Source organism: Pseudoalteromonas sp. NZS71 (genome assembly GCF_015864715.1).
Classification (GTDB): domain Bacteria; phylum Pseudomonadota; class Gammaproteobacteria; order Enterobacterales; family Alteromonadaceae; genus Pseudoalteromonas; species Pseudoalteromonas arctica.
This window is the reverse complement of record NZ_JADYWS010000011.1, coordinates 121493-139641: the sequence shown is the minus strand read 5'-3', so window position 1 is coordinate 139641 and position 18149 is coordinate 121493. Positions and strand designations below refer to the sequence as shown.

Below are 18149 nucleotides of genomic sequence, written 5' to 3'. Positions count from 1 at the left end.
TCGATAGCTCAGTCGGTAGAGCAGAGGATTGAAAATCCTCGTGTCCGTGGTTCGATTCCGCGTCGAGGCACCATTTATTGAGAAGCCTTGCTTATGCAAGGTTTTTTTATTTTAAGTGCTTTATAAAAGTTCTCAATCTTTAAAATTGAACGTGCCTTAGCACACAGTTTTGTGTGCCGACTTAGCTCAGCTGGTAGAGCAACTGACTTGTAATCAGTAGGTCAACCGTTCGACTCGGTTAGTCGGCACCATTTATTCAAAAGCCTCGCTTATAGCGAGGCTTTTTTGTTTTCAACTTGAGAATTAAAAATACCCATAGTTAAGAGCAAAGCAACTGACTTGTAATCAGTAGTCTGTATAAGTTATCCGTTCGATTAGGTTAGTCGGCACCATTTATTCAAAAGCCTCGCTTATAGCGAGGCTTTTTTGTTTTCAACTTGAGAATTAAAAATACCCATAGTTAAGAGCAAAGCAACTGACTTGTAATCAGTAGTCTGTATAAGTTATCCGTTCGACTCGGTTAGTCGGCACCATTTATTTAAAAGCCTCGCTTATAGCGAGGCTTTTTTGTTTTCAACTTGAGAATTAAAAATACCCATAGTTAAGAGCAAAGCAACTGACTTGTAATCAGTAGTCTGTATAAGTTATCCGTTCGACTTAGTTAGTCGGCACCATTTATTCAAAAGCCTCGCTTATAGCGGGGCTTTTCTGTTTCTATATGTCTAATACCAATCCGCAATAATACTTAATCAATTTTAGGGATTAAACCTGACGCTAACTGCGTTAAAAATTTCTGATATAGAGCAACTAAATAACGAAATTTTTGCCTTGTTATCGACACGATTTTCTTACCTCAAAATAGATCACTTAATTAAGCGAATTGGTATAATCTCTTAGACACACTACAAAAAGTTAATTTTTTATTATTAAAAATTGCTGATCATTTACTCATTTTTACCGTATAACTGGCTATTATGTTAGTTCATCGCTAGCTATGTAATGTTATGTAAAGTAGGTTGAGCAAAAGTTGCCAAAGTGCTTGAATTACGTTCATAAATAGCAGTAATTTAGGTTTAATTATGATTTGGCAATGCAAGCCAACCCTATTGGCAATTAGTGTGATGCTGCTTAGCGGCTGTGCGAGTGATTTTAACTCGTCGCAGCGCATGCAAGCGCCTAATAATATGCCACAGCAATGGCAGCAAGAAGCATCAAGCTCGGTATTAAAAGTACAAGAGCAATGGCTTACACAACTACAAAACCCTACGCTTAACAAATTTGTACAACAAGCACTTAAAAACAACCAACAGCTTTTACAAACTAGTTACGATGTAGAAATTCAAAAACAACAGCTTATAGTATCGGGCGCTGCGCTTTGGCCTAGCCTCGATTTATCAACGCGTACTAGCCGTAGTAAAGACAACCGCCCAGTGAGCTACGACAACGCAAGTTCAGTTAGTTTAAACTTAACTTACGAGGTTGATTTATGGGGTAAGCTTTCAGATTCAAAGCGCGAAGCTAATCTTAACTATTTAGCGCAACAGGCACGGTTTGAGCAAGCTAAACAGCAACTCGTTGCTGATGTGGTAACAGGCTGGTTTGATGTTGTTACATCACAACAATTACTCGATTTATTTAAACGCAGAGAAGCTAACGCACAGCAAAACCTAGATATTATCGAGTCTGGCTATCGCCAAGGTATAAACGAAGCACTCGATGTATATTTAGCTCGTAATGAGCTCAATACTGAACGCGCTCGCATTGCCACTCAAACGGCGAACCTATCGGCTTCAGCACGTGTACTTGAGCGTTTACTGGGTGAATACCCAAAAGGTGCCATTACTGCTAGTAGCGACTTACCCGTTATTAATACCGATATTCCACTAGGCTTACCTTCTGAACTTATAACACGTAAACCTACGCTGCGAGCAAGTTGGTATGATCTTTTAGCCACCGACGCTTCATTGGCGTATGCGCACAAACAACGCTTTCCAAGTTTAGATTTAACAGCTTCACTAAGTGATAGCACCGACAGAGTAAGCGACTTGTTTTCTCCATCAAGCCTTGCATGGTCGTTATTAGGTAGTATTTCAGCACCACTTTTTGAGGGCGGACGCTTAAAAGCGAATGAAGAAATAGCGCGCCTTAATACTCAAAAGCAAGAGCAACTTTATTTGCAAACGCTTTACGATGCATTTGGTGATGTAGAGAATGCGATTTCACAGCAGCAGTCTCTTAAATCACAATATAGCAGCACCCTTGAGGCGCAAGAAAACGCACTTGCAGCAGAGCAGTTGTCGTTTGAGCAATATCAAAGTGGCTTGGTAACTTACACTACGGTGCTTGACGCACAAGATAGGTCTTTCGATGCACAAAGCTCCTTAATCGACATTAAAAACCAATTAATAGCTAACAGAATTAACTTACACGTTGCCCTTGGTGGTGATTTTGCAAAGCCCTCAAGTGAACTAAAGAGCAATAATGATGAAAACTAAAACAGCAAAAATTATTATTCCAGCGGTGGTTATTATTGCCACTATTTTAATTGTTATGTTTATTAAAGGTAATCCGCCAGAGGCTAAACGCTTTGGCTCACCTCCTAAAGCATCAATAAGCGTGGCTGCGCTTGAGCTTAAACCACAAAATTACCAAGTGATGATTGATAGCTACGGTACGGTAAAACCACGTACACAAAGTTTATTAGTTGCTCAGGCATCTGGGCAAATAATTGAAGTAAGTGATGACTTTAGAGAAGGCGGCTTTTTTGAAAAGGGCGACGTACTTTTAAAGCTAGACGATAGAGATCATCAAGCTGAAGTTAAATCTGCTCAAGCCAATTTATTAACGGCAGAGCAAGGCTTATTAGAAGAAAAAGCGCGTGGACAACAAGCTATTACTGATTGGAAACGCCTTGGCGGCTCAAATCAGGCAAGCAGCTTAGTACTGCGTGAACCACAACTTGCAGCAGCCGAAGCAGAAGTTTTATCGGCGCAAGCAGTACTTGAAAAAGCCATGCTTGATTTAGAGCGCACTAAAGTAACCGCGCCATACGCCGGGCGTATACTCAGCCGTAGTGTTGATTTGGGGCAAGTTGTTACTAACAATACCCAGCTTGCCACTATTTACGCAATCGATAGCGTAGAGATTCGTTTACCGATTAAAAATAAAGATCTTCCGTTCGTAAATTTACCAGAGCAATATCGTGATGGCGCCAAAAATCAAGCAGGTTCAATTGTTAAATTTACCTCTGACTTAGTGGGTGAGCAAACGTGGCAAGGGCAGCTAGCGCGTACCGAAGGTGCTATAGATGAAGGTGCACAACAGCTTTACGTAGTTGCTAAAATTAACGACCCATATAAAGCAACGGCTAATAACCAGTACCCAATAAAAATAGGGCAATACATAAAGGCGCAAATTACCGGTAAAACAGTTCCTAACGCACTTATAATCCCTAACAGTACTATTTATCAAGGGACGTATGTTTATGTTGTTGAAGAGGGTGTACTCAAGCGTAAAGACATTACACTTGCTTGGCAAAATGCGACACAAGCGATGATAAAAACGGGATTAAATCCAAATGATAAACTGGTTATTACTCCACTAGGGCAAGTGAGTTCTGGAACTCAGGTAAGTATTTTAGGCGAACAAAGCACAGAGCAACCTAAAAGCCGAGGAGCTAATGGGCAAGGTAAAGGAAAGCGCCCGACGCCAGAGCAGCTTGAGCAAAAAGCAAAAGAGCAGGGTATTAGTGTTGAAGAGCTAAAAAAACGCCGCGCAGCAAAGCAAGGAGATAAGCCATGATCGCTTGGTTTGCCAAAAACCATGTTGCTGCTAACTTATTGCTAGTAACGCTGTTACTGTCGGGACTTTTTAGCTTATCAAGCAAAATACCGCTTGAGGTATTTCCTTCATTCGAAACTGACATGATAAGCGTAAATGTAAGTTTGCGTGGTTCAACACCAGAGGATGTAGAGCAAGGTGTAACTATACGAATAGAAGAAGCAGTACAAGATTTAGAGGGCATAAAGCAAATATTTAGTCGCTCTTCTGAAGGTTCTGGCTCTGTGACAATAGAAGTGGAAAGCGGTTACGACCCTCGTGAGCTTTTAGCTGATATAAAAAGTCGTGTAGACGCAATTAACACTTTTCCAGCCGATGCTGAAAAGCCGATAGTAGCGCTTGCTGAGCGAATTCGTGAAGTTATCGCGGTTACCGTATCGAGTGACTATGGCGAAAAAGAAACCCGCGAATACGCAGAAACAGTACGCGATCAAATCCTACGTTTACCTAATGTAACGCAGGTAGAGCTAAGTGGCGTTCGTGATTACGAAATAGCCATTGAAGTAAGCCAAGATATTCTTCGTCAGTACGATTTAAGCCTGGCACAAATATCGAGTGCTATTTCTAACTCAAGCTCAGATATTTCTGCTGGTAACTTAAAAACAGAAGGCGGGGACGTACTTATAAGCTCTAAAGGGCAAGCATATCGTAAAGATGAATTTGCCAGCATTGTTGTTAAAAACCAAGCCGATGGCACTATTATTCGCTTAGGCGATATAGCGACTATAAAAGATGATTTTGAAGAAACACCAGTACGTACTCGCTTTAATGGTAAGCAAGCTGCATTTATCGACGTATATCGAATTGGTCCACAAAGTGCGATTACAGTTGCTGACGATGTTAAAAACTACATAAAAGAGCAACAAAGCTCTCTCCCGCAAGGGTTTGAACTAAGTTACTGGGATGATGATTCGGAGCTGGTTAAAAGTCGTATTTCGACCCTTACTACCAATGCTTTACAAGGCGGTATTTTAGTACTGGCTTTACTTACTTTGTTTTTACGCCCTGCAATTGCATTTTGGGTATTTATTGGTATTCCGGTTTCGTTTATGGGCGCGTTTATAGCGATGCCTATTTTTGGCGTAACCCTTAATATTATGAGCTTATTTGGCTTTATATTGGTACTGGGGATTGTTGTTGATGACGCCATAGTTACCGGCGAAAACGTTTACACCCATCTAAAAACAGCTAAGTCGGGCGAGCAAGCCGCAATTTTAGGTACTCAAGAAGTAGCAACACCAGTAACATTTGGTGTGTTGACTACCGTTGCTGCCTTTTTACCTTTGGCTTTTATTGAAGGGGCGCGTGGTGCCTTGTTTGCACAAATACCGGTAGTAGTTATTCCAGTATTATTGTTTTCATTGATTGAATCTAAATTTGTACTACCAGCACATTTAAAATATATAAAACTACGCCACGAAAAAGGCGAACCTTCAAAGTTTGATGTTATTCAACAGCGTTTTGCAGATGGATTTGAAAACGCGATTTTAAAATACTATCAACCCACTTTAAATTTAGCACTGCGCCATAAATTGGCTTCGGTAAGCTTGTTTATTGGTGTATTTGTTATAATTTTAACCATGATCACCAGCGGTTGGACTAAGTTTGTATTTTTCCCGCGCATACCAAGCGAAACAGTCCGCGTTAACTTAACACTACCAACAGGTACACCGTTTGAAGTAACTAATAAATACGTAATTGACATGTCGCAAAAGGCGCAGCAATTACAAGAAAAGTACCGCGATCCGGATACTGGCGAAAGCGTTATTTTAAATATATTAGCCACAACAGGCGGGCGTGGTGGTGTATCTAATTCAGGCTCTGTACGCTTTGAAATAACCCCTGCCGAAAAGCGTGAATCAGACATAGGATCACGAGAACTTGCCAGCGAATGGCGCGATTTAATTGGTGTGATACCAGGCGCCGAAAGTTTAACGTTTAGAGCCGAAATTGGCCGAAGTTCAGACCCCATTGATGTTCAGCTTAGCGGCACTTCGTTGACTATTTTACAAGACGTGGCTGATCACATTAAAACCCGTTTATCGACCTACCCAACGGTATTTGATATTGCCGATAGCATGTCTGATGGTAAAGAAGAGTTACAAATAGAGCTTACGCAGCAAGGCTTAGCGCTGGGCTTAAATAGAGTCAATGTTGCAGGTCAAGTGCGTAACTCGTTCTTTGGCTCGCAAGTCCAACGTATTCAGCGCGGACGTGATGATGTACGTGTAATGGTTCGCTTGCCTATAGACGAGCGCCGCTCTGTAGCCGATTTACAAAATATACTCATCAATACACCTACTGGTGGCTCGGTGCCGTTATCGCATGTTGCAACTCTTACCGCAGGGCAAAGTCCATCAACCATTAACCGAATAGACCGCTACCGTACTTTAAATGTAACAGCGGATATTGAAAAAAATAACACCAACATGACCATACTTCAGGCTGACCTAACGGAGTATTTAGATGAGTTAATGCAACAATACCCTGGAGTAGATTATAAACTAGAAGGTGAGGCTAAAGAGCAGCGAGAGTCGTTTGGGTCATTGGCTTGGGCGCTTGTGTTTGTATTTTTCATAATTTATGCGCTATTAGCGATACCGCTTAAGTCTTACTTACAGCCAATTATAGTAATGAGTGTAATTCCATTTGGCATGATAGGTGCTGTAGTCGGGCATTGGATTATGGGCATGGATTTAACCATTATGAGCTTGCTTGGTATGCTCGCTTTAACTGGGGTGGTAGTAAATGACTCCCTTGTACTAGTTGATTTTATCAATAAAAAGCGCAGTGAAGGCGGCAAATTACTAGATGCGGTTAAAATTGCAGGTGCATCGCGTTTTCGCCCTGTAATGCTAACTAGTTTAACGACCTTTATTGGCTTAATGCCGTTATTATTTGAAAAAGCGACTCAGGCGCAGTTTTTAATACCTATGGCGGTAAGTCTAGGGTTTGGGATTATTTTTGCGACCTTTATTACTTTATTGTTAGTGCCAATAAACTACATGATGATGGAGCGCTTTCAAGGTTGGTTTAAGTAAATAAGCGTAAGCATTTAAAATTTAGCTGTAAGTAAGAAATTGCTTGCAGCTTTTTTTTGCCAAAAATTATAAAAATAATGTACGAAGGTATAGCAAAAAAATGAATAAGTAATAAGAGGGAGTATAAAAATAAGAAGGTGTTCCCCAAGATACGGTACTCGGTTTCAGTCCTGAAACCAGAAGGTTTCAGGGCGGGAATCTGCGGTTTACCGTAGGCTTCTCGGTACATGCCGAGCCTGCACAATAGTAGACGAACAGAAACCCTGGTATAAAATTTATCGGCTCAGGGACTTAACTAAGCTCCGGTACCCCAGGGAACAATTTAAGTATATAAGACATAATCCAATCCTTAAACCCCAAACGTAAAAAATTATATCGTTCGCTTAGTTTTTCCGCACCTTTAACTCATCATTTACTTTATCGCATGGTTTTTGAGCTTGATCATACAATTAATTGGAGTTGCTTTTTATCGAGTGGTAGCATTGCCTTAACTTGCAAAGCGAAGATTCGATTATGAACGATTTACCCGATTACGAAAAAGCTCAACTGCTTTTAGAAAAAAACGAAATATTTGTATCACCTGCCGAAGCGCATGGCGTGATTAGTGGTTTACTTGCGTGTGGTTTAACCATTGACGACAAAGAATACTTAGGCCTTTTGAGCGATGTGTTTAACGATGGTGAATCGTTTAGTAACGATTTAAAGCAGTTTTTTGGCACTATTTATAAGCAAGTAGTCGCGAGCTTTAATGATGATGAATTTCAGTTTGATTTATTTTTACCAAGCGACGACGAAACACTCATCGATCAGGCTAATGGCCTCGTATCATGGGTAGCGGGTTTTATGCTTGGTTTTGGTTTAAAGCAAAAAGACTACGGTAAACTATCGAGTGATGTTAAAGAGGTTATTACTGACTTTAGCGAAATCACTCGCCTAGATACTACTTTTGAAGAAACCGAAGAAGACAGCCAAGCGCTGCACGAAGTGATTGAATATGTGCGTGTATCAGCACTACTTTGTTTTGCAGAGCTTGGTAAAGAGCAAAGTACGCAAAGTACTAAAAAAACACTTCATTAACTTTTAAAAAGTAAAACGGGTTGGTTAATAATGGTTGAAGTACAAAAGTCAGAATTTAAAGCACGTCGCGAGCGCTTACTTGCTCAAATGGATGAAAATAGCGTTGCTATTATTCCCGCTGCGAGCGAAGTGACGCGCAGCCGCGATACCGAATATGCATTTAGACAAGATAGCGACTTTTTTTACTTAACTGGCTTTAACGAACCCGACGCCGTACTTGTACTCTGTAATAACAGCGATGCACCCAGTACTTTATTTTGCCTAGATAAAGACAAGCTTGCAGAAATTTGGCATGGCCGCAGAGTTGGCTTTGATAAAGCTAAAAGTGACTACCTGTTTGATGAAGCTTACCCGCTAAGTGAATTAAACGATAAAACACTCGATATGCTAAATGCAAAAAATGCGCTCTATTTTGCACAAGGTGCTTACCCCTCATTTGATACCAAAGTGTTTTCGTTACTAGGTACGCTCCGAAGTGGCTCTCGAAAAGGCCTCAAAGCACCGAGTAATTTAAAAGAAATACGCGGCCTTATTCACGTAATGCGTTTGTTTAAATCGCCAAGCGAGATAGATGTTATGCGAGAAGGCTGTGAAATTAGTGCGCGAGGGCACATGCGCGCTATGCGTTATTCGCATGCGGGAGCTACTGAATTTCAGCTAGAGGCAGAGCTACATCATCATTATGCAATGAACGGTGCGCCTCATCCTGCGTACGGCACAATTGTTGGTAGTGGCGACAACGCCAATATTTTACATTACACGCAAAATAGCGACGTATTAAAAAATGGTGATCTGGTACTTATAGACTCTGGGTGCGAGTTGCAAGGTTACGCCGCCGATATTACTCGTACATTTCCGGTAAATGGTCAATTTAGCGAAGAGCAAGCCGCGCTTTATAATATTGTACTTAAAGCGCAAGAAGTTGCTTTTGATGAGGTAAAACCCGGTGGTTATATGTCGCATGCTAATAAACTAGCAATGGAAGTAATGACCCAAGGTTTACTTGATTTAGGTATTTTAACCGGCGACTTTGACGAGCTAATGGCAAAAGGTGCGTGTAAAGAATATTACATGCACGGGCTTGGGCATTGGCTTGGTTTAGATGTACATGATGTTGGCGATTACAAAGTAAATAACGCTGAGCGGGCATTTGAGCCGGGTATGGTACTCACTATAGAGCCAGGGCTTTATATAAGCGAAGACTCAAGCGCACCGCAAAAATACAAAGGCATTGGCATTCGTATCGAAGATAACTTGCTAGTTACCGAAACCGGCCATGAAAACTTGACCCTAAGCGTACCTAAAAAAATTAGCGATATAGAAGCACTTATGCAAAGTGCTAAAAACGTATAAAGCTCGGAGAGTATAGTGGCTAAGCAGTTTGATGTAGTTATTATTGGCGGTGGTTTAGCGGGAGCAAGCTGCGCATTAAGTGTGGCTAAAACTAATCCCGCGTTAAATATTGCCGTTGTAGAAGCTAATCAAGTAACCGGCGACTACCACCCAAGCTTTGACGACAGAAGCATTGCACTTGCTCAGCAATCGGTAGAGTATTTACAAAGCCTCAATTTATTTGAGCAAAATGCCCCTTACACCGCAGCAATCAAAAAAGTGAGCGTGTCTGATAGAGGCCACTTTGGCAAAGCGCACATTAATTGCGACGAATTTGCTAAGCCCTCACTTGGTTACGTAGTAGAAGTAAATCCATTTGGCCGAGCGCTTCACCTGCGTTTAACGCAGTCAAATATTACGCTTTTGTGCCCCGATAGCGTAATTGCCATTGAGCAAACTTTGCATAGCAATACACTCACCTTACAAAGCGGCGAGCAATTAAACGCCAAGCTATTGGTTATTGCTGATGGCGCACAATCACCAACACGTAGTTTACTTGGGCTTGGTTTTAATACCCAGCCTTATGAACAAGGCGCAATTATTGCTAATGTAGAAGTGGCTGGTGGGCATAATAATCATGCCTTTGAGCGCTTTACACAAAATGGGCCTATGGCATTATTACCCATGAGCAATAACCGTTATTCGTTAGTGTGGTGTATGAACCAAGATCAAGTTGAACAGCACATGGCACTTAATGAACAAGGTTTTTTAAGTGCCCTACAAAGCGCGTTTGGTTATCGCGGTGGGCAATTTACTAAAGTGGGCATGCGCACGAGTTACCCGCTCGTTTACGGGCAAGTCGAGTCTTTGACTGCGCACCGTACAGTGGTTATTGGTAATGCCGCACATGCTATTCATCCTATTGCAGGGCAAGGTTTTAATTTAGGCCTTCGCGACGTACAAGTACTTAGTAATTTAATAGCAAATAGCCAACACGATTTAGGCAGCTATGCGTTTACACGTGAATATTCAAAAAAGCGCAGTGATGATATAAAAACCGTAATGAGTTTAACCGACGCACTTGTTAGGCTTTTTTCGAACTCATCGCGAGTGCTCGCATTGGGGCGCAGTATTGGGTTGTTTTCGATGGATTTATTTCCCGCATTAAAAGCGCCATTAGCTAAACAGTTAATGGGGCAAGTTAAACAAGGTAGGCGTTTATGAAGCAAGCACAGGTTTGTATTGTAGGTGGCGGCTGTGTAGGGCTAACACTAGCACTTGGATTGGCAAAAGCCGATATAAGCGTCGTTGTACTCGACGGCGCACCAACACAAGCGTTACCAACTGACGAATATGGTTTGCGCGTAAGTGCGCTAAGCATTGCAAGTCAAACCTTGCTTGAGCAATTAAACGTATGGCCCGAAATTATCGCACAGCGAGCGTGCGCTTATACGCATATGGACGTACGCGACGCCGACAGCTTTGGCAAAATAGCGTTTGATAACAAACAACTTGAGCTTGAGCATTTAGGCCATATTGTTGAAAACGACATTATCCGCTACGCGCTTATAAAAGAGCTAGAGCAACAAAGCAGTGCAACACTAATGTTTGATACACAGTATCAGCAAATACATCAAAGCGAATCTGATGTATTTATAACACTTAAAAGCGGCGAGCCAATTATTGCAAAACTGCTGGTGGCGGCTGATGGTGCAAATTCAGCTATACGTAAACAATTTAATATGGCGCTTAGCTTTAAAGATTACGATCACCATGCGCTAGTCGCCACTGTTAAGACTAAAGAGCAACATGCAAACACCGCACGCCAAGTATTTTTACCAACAGGCCCACTCGCATTTTTACCACTGAGCGATGCCAACACCCATTCAATAGTGTGGTCTACCAGCCCAAACCACTGCGATGAGCTCCTTGCTATGGATGATAACACCTTTAATAAAGCCGTAATGGCTGCAATAGATGGCCAATGCGGGCTGTGTGAAGTGCAAAGTGCGCGCACTGCTTTCCCACTTAAAATGCGCTACGCCCAGCAATGGGTTTCAGGCAAAGTGGTACTCATTGGCGATGCTGCACATACAATCCATCCACTTGCAGGGCTTGGTATGAACCTAGGCCTAAAAGATGCGGCTTATTTAATTGAGCTTTTGACAAGCGATAGCAAGGAGTTTGCAAGCACTCGCACACTGCGCGATTACGAGCGCACTCGTAAGCTCGATGCACAAAAGCACATAGCTATGATGCAAGGGCTAAAAGAGCTATTTGAAGGTGCAAACCCAGTTAAAAAACTTATTCGTGGAGTAGGGCTATCATTAGTTGATAATCTTGGGCCAATAAAGCACCTGTTCGCCAAAGAAGCGATAGGCAAATAAGTAGGTTGGGTGGAGCGAAGCGAAACCCAACGGATAAAGTAAAGCGATCAGCTTGATATAAAAAGCATCAATACCTTATTTCACTTTTTAGTCGTACAAGCCTTTCTCTTAGGTTGGCTATATATTCATCTAGCGATTTATATTTACCTTGTAAGATAATATGTCCTATATTTGTTTTATTGTCATTTTCTAAGTTGAATAAAGATGAATCACGGTACGTGTGAATATCTGTATTGATATTTATACCACCTAAAGTATTTTTAATACCTTGCTCAATTTTTAATATGTCCTCAAAGTCATTCTTTAGGCTAATAAGATTTTCTTCAAATTCATTTTTAAAACGAAAACCTTTAAACTTTAACTTATCAACTTGTGAGTTTAATTCATCAAATAAAATTTCCCTAGCAAGTAGCTCTTCACTTCTTTTTTTATTTAATTCATGGAGGTTATTAATAAATGAGACTTTATCTTCTCGCTCTTCATCATATAAATCCCATTTATGAATTTCTAAAACAGTAATAGGGAGTATTCTTATGGTATCTAAGTTGTTTAGTAGTTTGGGGATCGTATGAAAAGCTAGCCTTTCTTTATCAGCTGTGACTAAAAGCTTTTTATATTGGTATATAGCAAATACTAAAGTAATAAAGGCAGTCCAACCTCCAGCCCAACCTCCGATAGCGCTCCATTTATCAGCTATAGATACGTTTTGAATTAAAATAGAGCAAGTGCCGAACACAATCGGTATAGTTAGAACTAAAGGGAGTATCCATTTCTTGTAGAAGGTTGGCATATAGTACCTAGGCTATTAAATGTTTATATTTTATAGAGTTTACTTTAAACGCTTTATTTGTAATACAGATATCTAAAAGCCGCGCTTTTCACGCGAGCAAGCTCGGCGTCTACATGCAAAGTTTAACACTGAGCTTAATTTTATCTGTAGGCGTTTAGCTTGCTGACGCGACGAGCGTAGCTCGTAATTACTATCGTTAGTTAAAAAGCGCTTTGCGTTAAATGAGCTACAAATTCTTTTGTGCTTCATTCACCATATCTTTGAGCGCATCAATTAACAGCGGGTCTTTTTTGTTTTCTTTTGCAAGCTCGAGTGCGTGTTTCATGCTGGTAACGGCTTCTTTAAACTGTTTGTCTGCAGTGTACCCTTGCGATAAACGCATGTGAGAATAAGTTGCATTGGGGTAATCGGTAGTAAAGTGTTTAAGCGTTGTAATAGCTTTAGCTGTATTACCAAACTTTTGCTGGCTATGAGCAAATTCTACGTATACATCTTGTGGAGCTTTAAGCTCAAACCCGTACTTATCACTAAGTGCTTGGTAATAACCTGTAATGAGCGATACATCAGCAAACTTTCCGTGCTCGTCAGTAACCTTAAATATTAGGTCGCTAAATAAGTGAATTAGGCTATCGCTAAGCGCTGGTAGTATAGTGCCCATATGAGTAAAAGCGGGGTAATGTTTATATTCCCATTTAAGCTGCGAGGGCGTTTGTTGTTCTAAATTTACCAAAGTATTTAATACGCCTGTATAAAAGCGTGCTCCTTCGCTTGCTACACTAATAAATAACGCCTGATCACCTTTAGGGTTTTTAGTGTATTTTATAATATTATTTTTTAATTCCTCATCACTCCACCAACTGTTTGGGCTTATAGCTATATAGTTATTAAATAACTCAGGCTGATTAACTAAAGTATAAAGCGCCAAAGTACCTGCATTAGAGTGGCCAATTAAGGTGTTGTAGCCGTTAGTTGAGTAATTACTGTTTATATAAGGCATGAGTTCATCAGACACAAAGTTTAAAAACTTGTCGGTTTGTCCTGCGTCAGGCCATTTGTTTTTAACAAAAGTTTGAAACTCTGTTTTAGGCTCGCCTTCTACTTTTGGTAAATAATCGCGAACACGGTTAGTTGTATCAATACCAACGAGCATTGCGTTAGGTATCTGCTCGTAATCAACAAGGGATTTAATAACACCAGACACCGTATGAAAGTGCTCAACACCATCAAGTAAATAAATAACATAAAGCGGCTGATCGTCTTTTACAGTGTCAGGTATGAAAATTTTAATGGGCCTGTCTTCGTTAAGTATTTTTGACTGCAGAATGATTTTTTTACCAACGGTTATGTCAGTTATATTGGTTTTTGCGTGGCTTAAAAATGGTGTACTAAAAGTAAGTATTAATACAAGCGATAGTAAGAGCTTCATAAATATCCTTATTTAATAATGTATTGCTTAATAATTGCACGGCTTTAAGCTTGAGTAAATGTTTATATTTTCGGGGTAAACATAAAGCTTAAGCAATTAAAAGCTATCGCTTTTCACGCGAGTAAGCTCGGCTTCTACAAGAGACATTGCACTCTGTGCTTAACTTTTTCGGTAGGCGAGCAGCTTGCTGACGCGATGAGCGAAGCTCGTAATAATTACCTTTTAACTCTTATCTATAAAAGCTTAAAAAACCTGCTTGCTTAATTATCCGTCTAAGCGTAAAATGCGCGCTCATTTCGGCTTTTAAACTATTAATTCCTTGCCTTAAACCGACCGGCCGAAACGGTAGAAGGCTCTATTAACCGTAAGGAATATCCATGCGTCATTACGAAATCGTATTCATGGTTCACCCAGATCAGAGTGAGCAAGTTGCTGGTATGATCGAACGTTATACTGGTTCTATCACTGAAGCTGGTGGTGTTATCCACCGTCTTGAAGATTGGGGCCGTCGTCAATTGGCTTACCCAATTAACAAGCTTCATAAAGCTCACTATGTTCTTATGAACGTTGAAGCACCAACTGAAGTAATCAGCGAGCTAGAAACTACTTTCCGCTACAACGATGCAGTGCTTCGTAACTTAGTTATCCGCACTAAAACTGCTGAAACTGAAGCGTCTCCTCTTGCAAGAGAAGAGAAGAAAGAAGCACCAGCTGCTTAATTGTTTTGAGTCCTAGCATGGCATGTAATCAGCAGTTACTATAATGGTTAGCCCATATATGAATCAGCTGGTTATATCTGGGGTAGTTTGTAAAACTCCCAAGTTTAGCCAAAGCCCTGCTGGCATCCCGCATTGTATTTTTGTTGTAGAACATAAATCGATGCAAACCGAAGCAGACCTTAACCGTAATAGTTACGTGAGGCTTCAGGTAGTTGCCAGTGGAAAGCAAATGCAACAACAGACTCAACATTTGCACGTTGGGCAGGCATTGCAAGTGAGTGGTTTTTTAAATCGCCACGAAGGTCGTAACGGCCTTAGCCAATTGGTTTTGCATGCTCAGCATATAGAAAGAATTATTTGAGGAATTAATCTCATGGCACGTTATTTCAGACGTCGTAAGTTCTGCCGCTTTAAAGCGGAAGGCGTAAAACAAATCGATTACAAAGATCTAGCTACTCTTAGAAACTATGTTACAGAAAGTGGCAAAATCGTACCTAGCCGTATCACAGGTACTAGCGCTAAATTTCAGCGCCAGCTAGCAACTGCTATTAAGCGTGCTCGCTACTTAGCCCTTCTTCCATACACTGACTTACATAAGTAAGCAGCGGATTAACAGTTTTTAAAAGGTGTAGAAACATGCAAGTTATTCTACTAGATAAGATCGCTAACCTAGGTAGCCTAGGTGAACAGGTTGTAGTTAAATCTGGTTTCGCACGTAACTTCCTTTTCCCTCAAGGTAAGGCAGTTCCTGCGACTAAAGCTAACATTGAAACGTTTGACGCTCGTCGTGCAGAACTTGAAGCGAAAATCGCTGAACAGTTAGTTGCTGCACAAGCACGCGCTGAAAAACTAGAAGCATTAGCAGAAGTTACATTAGTATCTAAAGCTGGTGACGAAGGTAAGTTATTCGGTTCAATCGGTACTCGTGACATCGCTGACGCTATCTCAGCTGTTGGTGTTGAAGTTGCTAAGTCAGAAGTTCGTTTGCCTCTAGGTACTATCCGTGAGACAGGTGAATTTGACGTATCAATTTCAGTTCACTCAGACGTAACGGCTACTATTAAAGTAATCGTAATCGCTGAAGCTTAATTTTTAATTAAGCGACAAAAGCCGTGCTATTAGCACGGCTTTTTTGTGTCTGTAATTTGGCTAATTTTAATTAGTTAAGGGCACAGTTAAATAATACCAATCCGCAATAATACTTAATCATTTTGCGGGGCTAAACGTGTCGCTACCTGTGTTAAAAAATTCTCATTTACGACTGCATGGATGCAGAAGGTAGAGCAATGCAGGAGCAATTGCCGAGAACAACTAAATAGCGAATTTTTTGTCTAGCTATCAACACGTTTTTCCATCCTCAAAATAGATCACTTAATTAAGCGAATTGGTATAAAGCCTCGTACAACCCTCTTTTTTATTCAATTATTTTTTAATTCCCTTTAAACCTTTTCGAACTGTTATTACGTCTAACTTATCAATACACTAACTCAATAATAACAATTTAAAGGCGACATCACGGATGTTACACGTTAAACCCGAACCAACGCCTTTATGCGAAGCTAAACTCATTGAGCGTGTTAAATCAGGTGATCAAGGCGCATACACAACGCTTTATGAGTTACATATAAAACGAGTCTACGGTTTATGTTTACGCTTATTAGCGGACCAAGCGCATGCTGAAGATGCAGCCCAAGAAGTGTTTGTACAGGTATGGCGTAAAATAGCGCAATTTGACGGTCGCTCGCAGTTTTCTACTTGGCTTTACAGCGTTGCCAGTAATGTAGCAATTAGTTACTTACGCAAGCAAAAAAATTGGCTGCAAAAAGTAGTGAGCATTGAACACTGCGGTATGGATGAGCAATCAGCTAATGACTGCAAAGGCTTAAATGGTCTCGATAAATTAATAGTAAGGCTTCCTGAGCGCGCACGCATGGTGTTTGTGTTGTTTGCAATCGAAGGTTATAGGCACGAGGAAATAGCCGATCAATTAGGTATGGCTGTTGGGTCAAGTAAATCGCAATATCATCGTGCTAGGCAGTTATTACAAGAGTGGTATGAAAATGAATAAACCAAATTTTGACGACTACTTAAACAAATCATTAAATACGCTTGATAAAGACATTATGCCACAAAAAGACCTGTGGGCAGGGATTGAGCGAGCAATGGTTAGTAATAAGCAGGACCTAAAAGGCACTGCTATTTGGCCAAAACTAACAGCAATAGCTGCCTGCACATTAGCTGCTTTAATTGCTGTAAATCTATTTGTTATAGCGCCCGAGCCACAACCCGTAGTGGCTATAAGTGATTACTTTTCGGCGCAAAAAAACAGTTTGTTGGTTGAATATGAAAATAAAGAAGCATTGACCACTAACTGGCAAACGCAGCTACAAGAGCTTGAAAACGCAGAGCAAGCAATAAAGCAAGTTCTTAAAAATGAGCCACAAAACCAAGCGCTACTAACAATGTTAGCGCAAATATATCAACAACAACTTGATTTAATTAACAAGGTGCATGCGCCACGTTGGCAGCACATTTAGGAGTACGACATGAAAGCGATTTTATTAGGACTGAGCTTATTTCCGTTGGCGGTATTAGCGGGTGAAAAAATAGATAAGCAAATAGACGTACCAAGTGGCGGCACTATTTTTATTGAAAACCAACGCGGTGATATACATATTACAGGCTGGGATAAAAACGAATTTAAAGTATCTGGCGAGCTTGATGACAAAGCCGAGGGTTATGAGCTTAAAACAAATGGCGATAAAACTCAGTTTATTGTAAAAATGCCACGTAAATCAAATTGGGGTAATAATGGCGATGGCTCAAGCTTAACCATATTTATGCCTAAAAGCAGTAGTTTAGAGTTTGCTGGCGTTAATGTATCGGTGACTGCAAAAGAGCTAAAAAATGGCGCTGAAGTTGATGTGGTTAATGGCGAAATTACGGTAGATGATATTACTGGCAACATTAAGCTCACCACCGTAAATGGTGATGTAAATGCAGAAAACCTAAGTGGGAATATTCAATTTGAAACCGTAAATGGCGAAATTAACGATAGAGAATCAAGTGGTGAACTACGTTTTAGCGCTGTTAATGGCGATATTAAATCAACCTCAAGCGCCAATGATGTGCGCCTTGAAAATGTAAATGGCGATATAGATTTTACGCTATCGTCAATTAAAAACTTACGTATTAACACGGTGAATGGCGAAGCCGAAGTACATATTAAAGAGCTTTTAAAAGGCGGTGATGTACGTTTTGAATCGGTAAGTGGCGATGGTGATTTTTACTTTCCTGACAGCGTATCTGCAAATTTTGAAATTAAAGCGCACGCTAATGGAAAAATCATTAATAAAGTTACTAGCGATAAAGTCAGTAAAGCTAAATACGGCCCAGCCAGTGATTTAGAATTTAGCATTAATGGCGGTAATGCTAATGTTGAAATGGATACAATTAGTGGACGCATAGAGCTTCGTATTAAATAACGCTCATTCACCTTCACGATTACAAAAAGCAGGAAAAGATTTCCTGCTTTTC

General features: G+C 40.6%; 16 protein-coding genes, 1 tRNA gene and 1 other RNA gene. 15 read left to right on the top strand and 3 right to left on the bottom strand.

Translation table 11 applies throughout. The features are described 5' to 3' along the window. Positions 1-175 precede the first annotated feature (175 nt). The 4 genes from I6E85_RS09540 (at position 176) to I6E85_RS09525 (ending at position 6881) form a co-directional block, all read left to right on the top strand. Positions 176-251, top strand: a tRNA-Thr gene (locus I6E85_RS09540). An 828-nt stretch (positions 252-1079) separates the two neighbouring features. Beyond that, positions 1080-2495, top strand: coding sequence for an efflux transporter outer membrane subunit (locus tag I6E85_RS09535; RefSeq protein ID WP_165722085.1), 1416 nt, complete (start codon positions 1080-1082; stop codon positions 2493-2495). Next, a complete protein-coding gene (locus tag I6E85_RS09530; protein ID WP_010554901.1) occupies positions 2485-3801 on the top strand; it encodes an efflux RND transporter periplasmic adaptor subunit in 1317 nt (438 codons plus the stop codon). Before I6E85_RS09535 ends, I6E85_RS09530 begins: the two co-directional genes overlap by 11 nt. Further along, complete coding sequence (locus I6E85_RS09525; protein ID WP_197236878.1) at positions 3798-6881, top strand: efflux RND transporter permease subunit; 3084 nt, start codon at positions 3798-3800, stop codon at positions 6879-6881. Before I6E85_RS09530 ends, I6E85_RS09525 begins: the two co-directional genes overlap by 4 nt. Positions 6882-7018: 137 nt before the next feature. On the opposite strand, the gene ssrS is transcribed toward I6E85_RS09525, so the two are convergent. Beyond that, positions 7019-7201: non-coding RNA, 6S RNA (ssrS, locus tag I6E85_RS09520), on the bottom strand. 193 nt (positions 7202-7394) lie between these two features. Between ssrS and I6E85_RS09515 the strand changes: the two genes are divergently transcribed. Genes I6E85_RS09515 through I6E85_RS09500 form a run of 4 tightly spaced genes read left to right on the top strand, consistent with a single transcriptional unit; the run spans position 7395 to position 11677 of the window. Beyond that, a complete protein-coding gene (locus tag I6E85_RS09515; protein WP_007587323.1) occupies positions 7395-7958 on the top strand; it encodes a UPF0149 family protein in 564 nt (187 codons plus the stop codon). Between the two features lie 30 nt (positions 7959-7988). Then, positions 7989-9311, top strand: a complete 1323-nt coding sequence (pepP, locus tag I6E85_RS09510) for a Xaa-Pro aminopeptidase (RefSeq protein WP_197236877.1) — start codon at positions 7989-7991, stop codon at positions 9309-9311. 15 nt (positions 9312-9326) lie between these two features. Beyond that, on the top strand, positions 9327-10514 hold the full coding sequence (gene ubiH, locus I6E85_RS09505) for a 2-octaprenyl-6-methoxyphenyl hydroxylase (protein ID WP_197236876.1): 1188 nt from the start codon (positions 9327-9329) through the stop codon (positions 10512-10514). Continuing rightward, positions 10511-11677, top strand: coding sequence for an FAD-dependent monooxygenase (locus I6E85_RS09500; RefSeq protein ID WP_197236875.1), 1167 nt, complete (start codon positions 10511-10513; stop codon positions 11675-11677). Before ubiH ends, I6E85_RS09500 begins: the two co-directional genes overlap by 4 nt. A 67-nt stretch (positions 11678-11744) precedes the next feature. Here I6E85_RS09500 and I6E85_RS09495 read toward each other — a convergent pair whose 3' ends face one another. Both I6E85_RS09495 and I6E85_RS09490 read right to left on the bottom strand, forming a co-directional pair. Then, complete coding sequence (locus tag I6E85_RS09495; protein WP_197236874.1) at positions 11745-12467, bottom strand: hypothetical protein; 723 nt, start codon at positions 12465-12467, stop codon at positions 11745-11747. A 226-nt stretch (positions 12468-12693) separates the two neighbouring features. Then, on the bottom strand, positions 12694-13893 hold the full coding sequence (locus I6E85_RS09490; protein ID WP_197236873.1) for an alpha/beta hydrolase-fold protein: 1200 nt from the start codon (positions 13891-13893) through the stop codon (positions 12694-12696). Positions 13894-14270: 377 nt separating this feature from the next. On the opposite strand from I6E85_RS09490, the gene rpsF reads away from it, so the two are divergent. The 7 genes from rpsF to I6E85_RS09455 all read left to right on the top strand — a co-directional run bounded on the left by rpsF (position 14271) and on the right by I6E85_RS09455 (position 18097). After that, positions 14271-14612 carry a 30S ribosomal protein S6 gene (gene rpsF / locus I6E85_RS09485; RefSeq protein ID WP_007378473.1) on the top strand — a complete coding sequence of 114 codons (342 nt, stop codon included), beginning with the start codon at positions 14271-14273 and terminating at the stop codon, positions 14610-14612. 43 nt (positions 14613-14655) lie between these two features. Next, entirely contained in the window at positions 14656-14973 is a 318-nt protein-coding gene (priB, locus tag I6E85_RS09480; protein ID WP_004588456.1) for a primosomal replication protein N, read from the top strand. Between the two features lie 12 nt (positions 14974-14985). After that, positions 14986-15213 (top strand): 30S ribosomal protein S18, encoded by a 228-nt coding sequence (gene rpsR / locus I6E85_RS09475; protein WP_007378475.1) that lies wholly within the window; start codon positions 14986-14988, stop codon positions 15211-15213. A 35-nt stretch (positions 15214-15248) separates the two neighbouring features. After that, a complete protein-coding gene (gene rplI / locus I6E85_RS09470; RefSeq protein ID WP_002962755.1) occupies positions 15249-15701 on the top strand; it encodes a 50S ribosomal protein L9 in 453 nt (150 codons plus the stop codon). 430 nt (positions 15702-16131) lie between these two features. Next, on the top strand, positions 16132-16680 hold the full coding sequence (locus tag I6E85_RS09465) for an RNA polymerase sigma factor (protein ID WP_197236872.1): 549 nt from the start codon (positions 16132-16134) through the stop codon (positions 16678-16680). Continuing rightward, positions 16667-17149, top strand: coding sequence for a hypothetical protein (locus I6E85_RS09460; RefSeq protein WP_165735844.1), 483 nt, complete (start codon positions 16667-16669; stop codon positions 17147-17149). The genes I6E85_RS09465 and I6E85_RS09460 overlap by 14 nt, the downstream gene beginning before the upstream one ends. Positions 17150-17158: 9 nt before the next feature. Continuing rightward, positions 17159-18097, top strand: a complete 939-nt coding sequence (locus I6E85_RS09455; RefSeq protein WP_197236871.1) for a DUF4097 family beta strand repeat-containing protein — start codon at positions 17159-17161, stop codon at positions 18095-18097. Positions 18098-18149 lie beyond the last annotated feature (52 nt).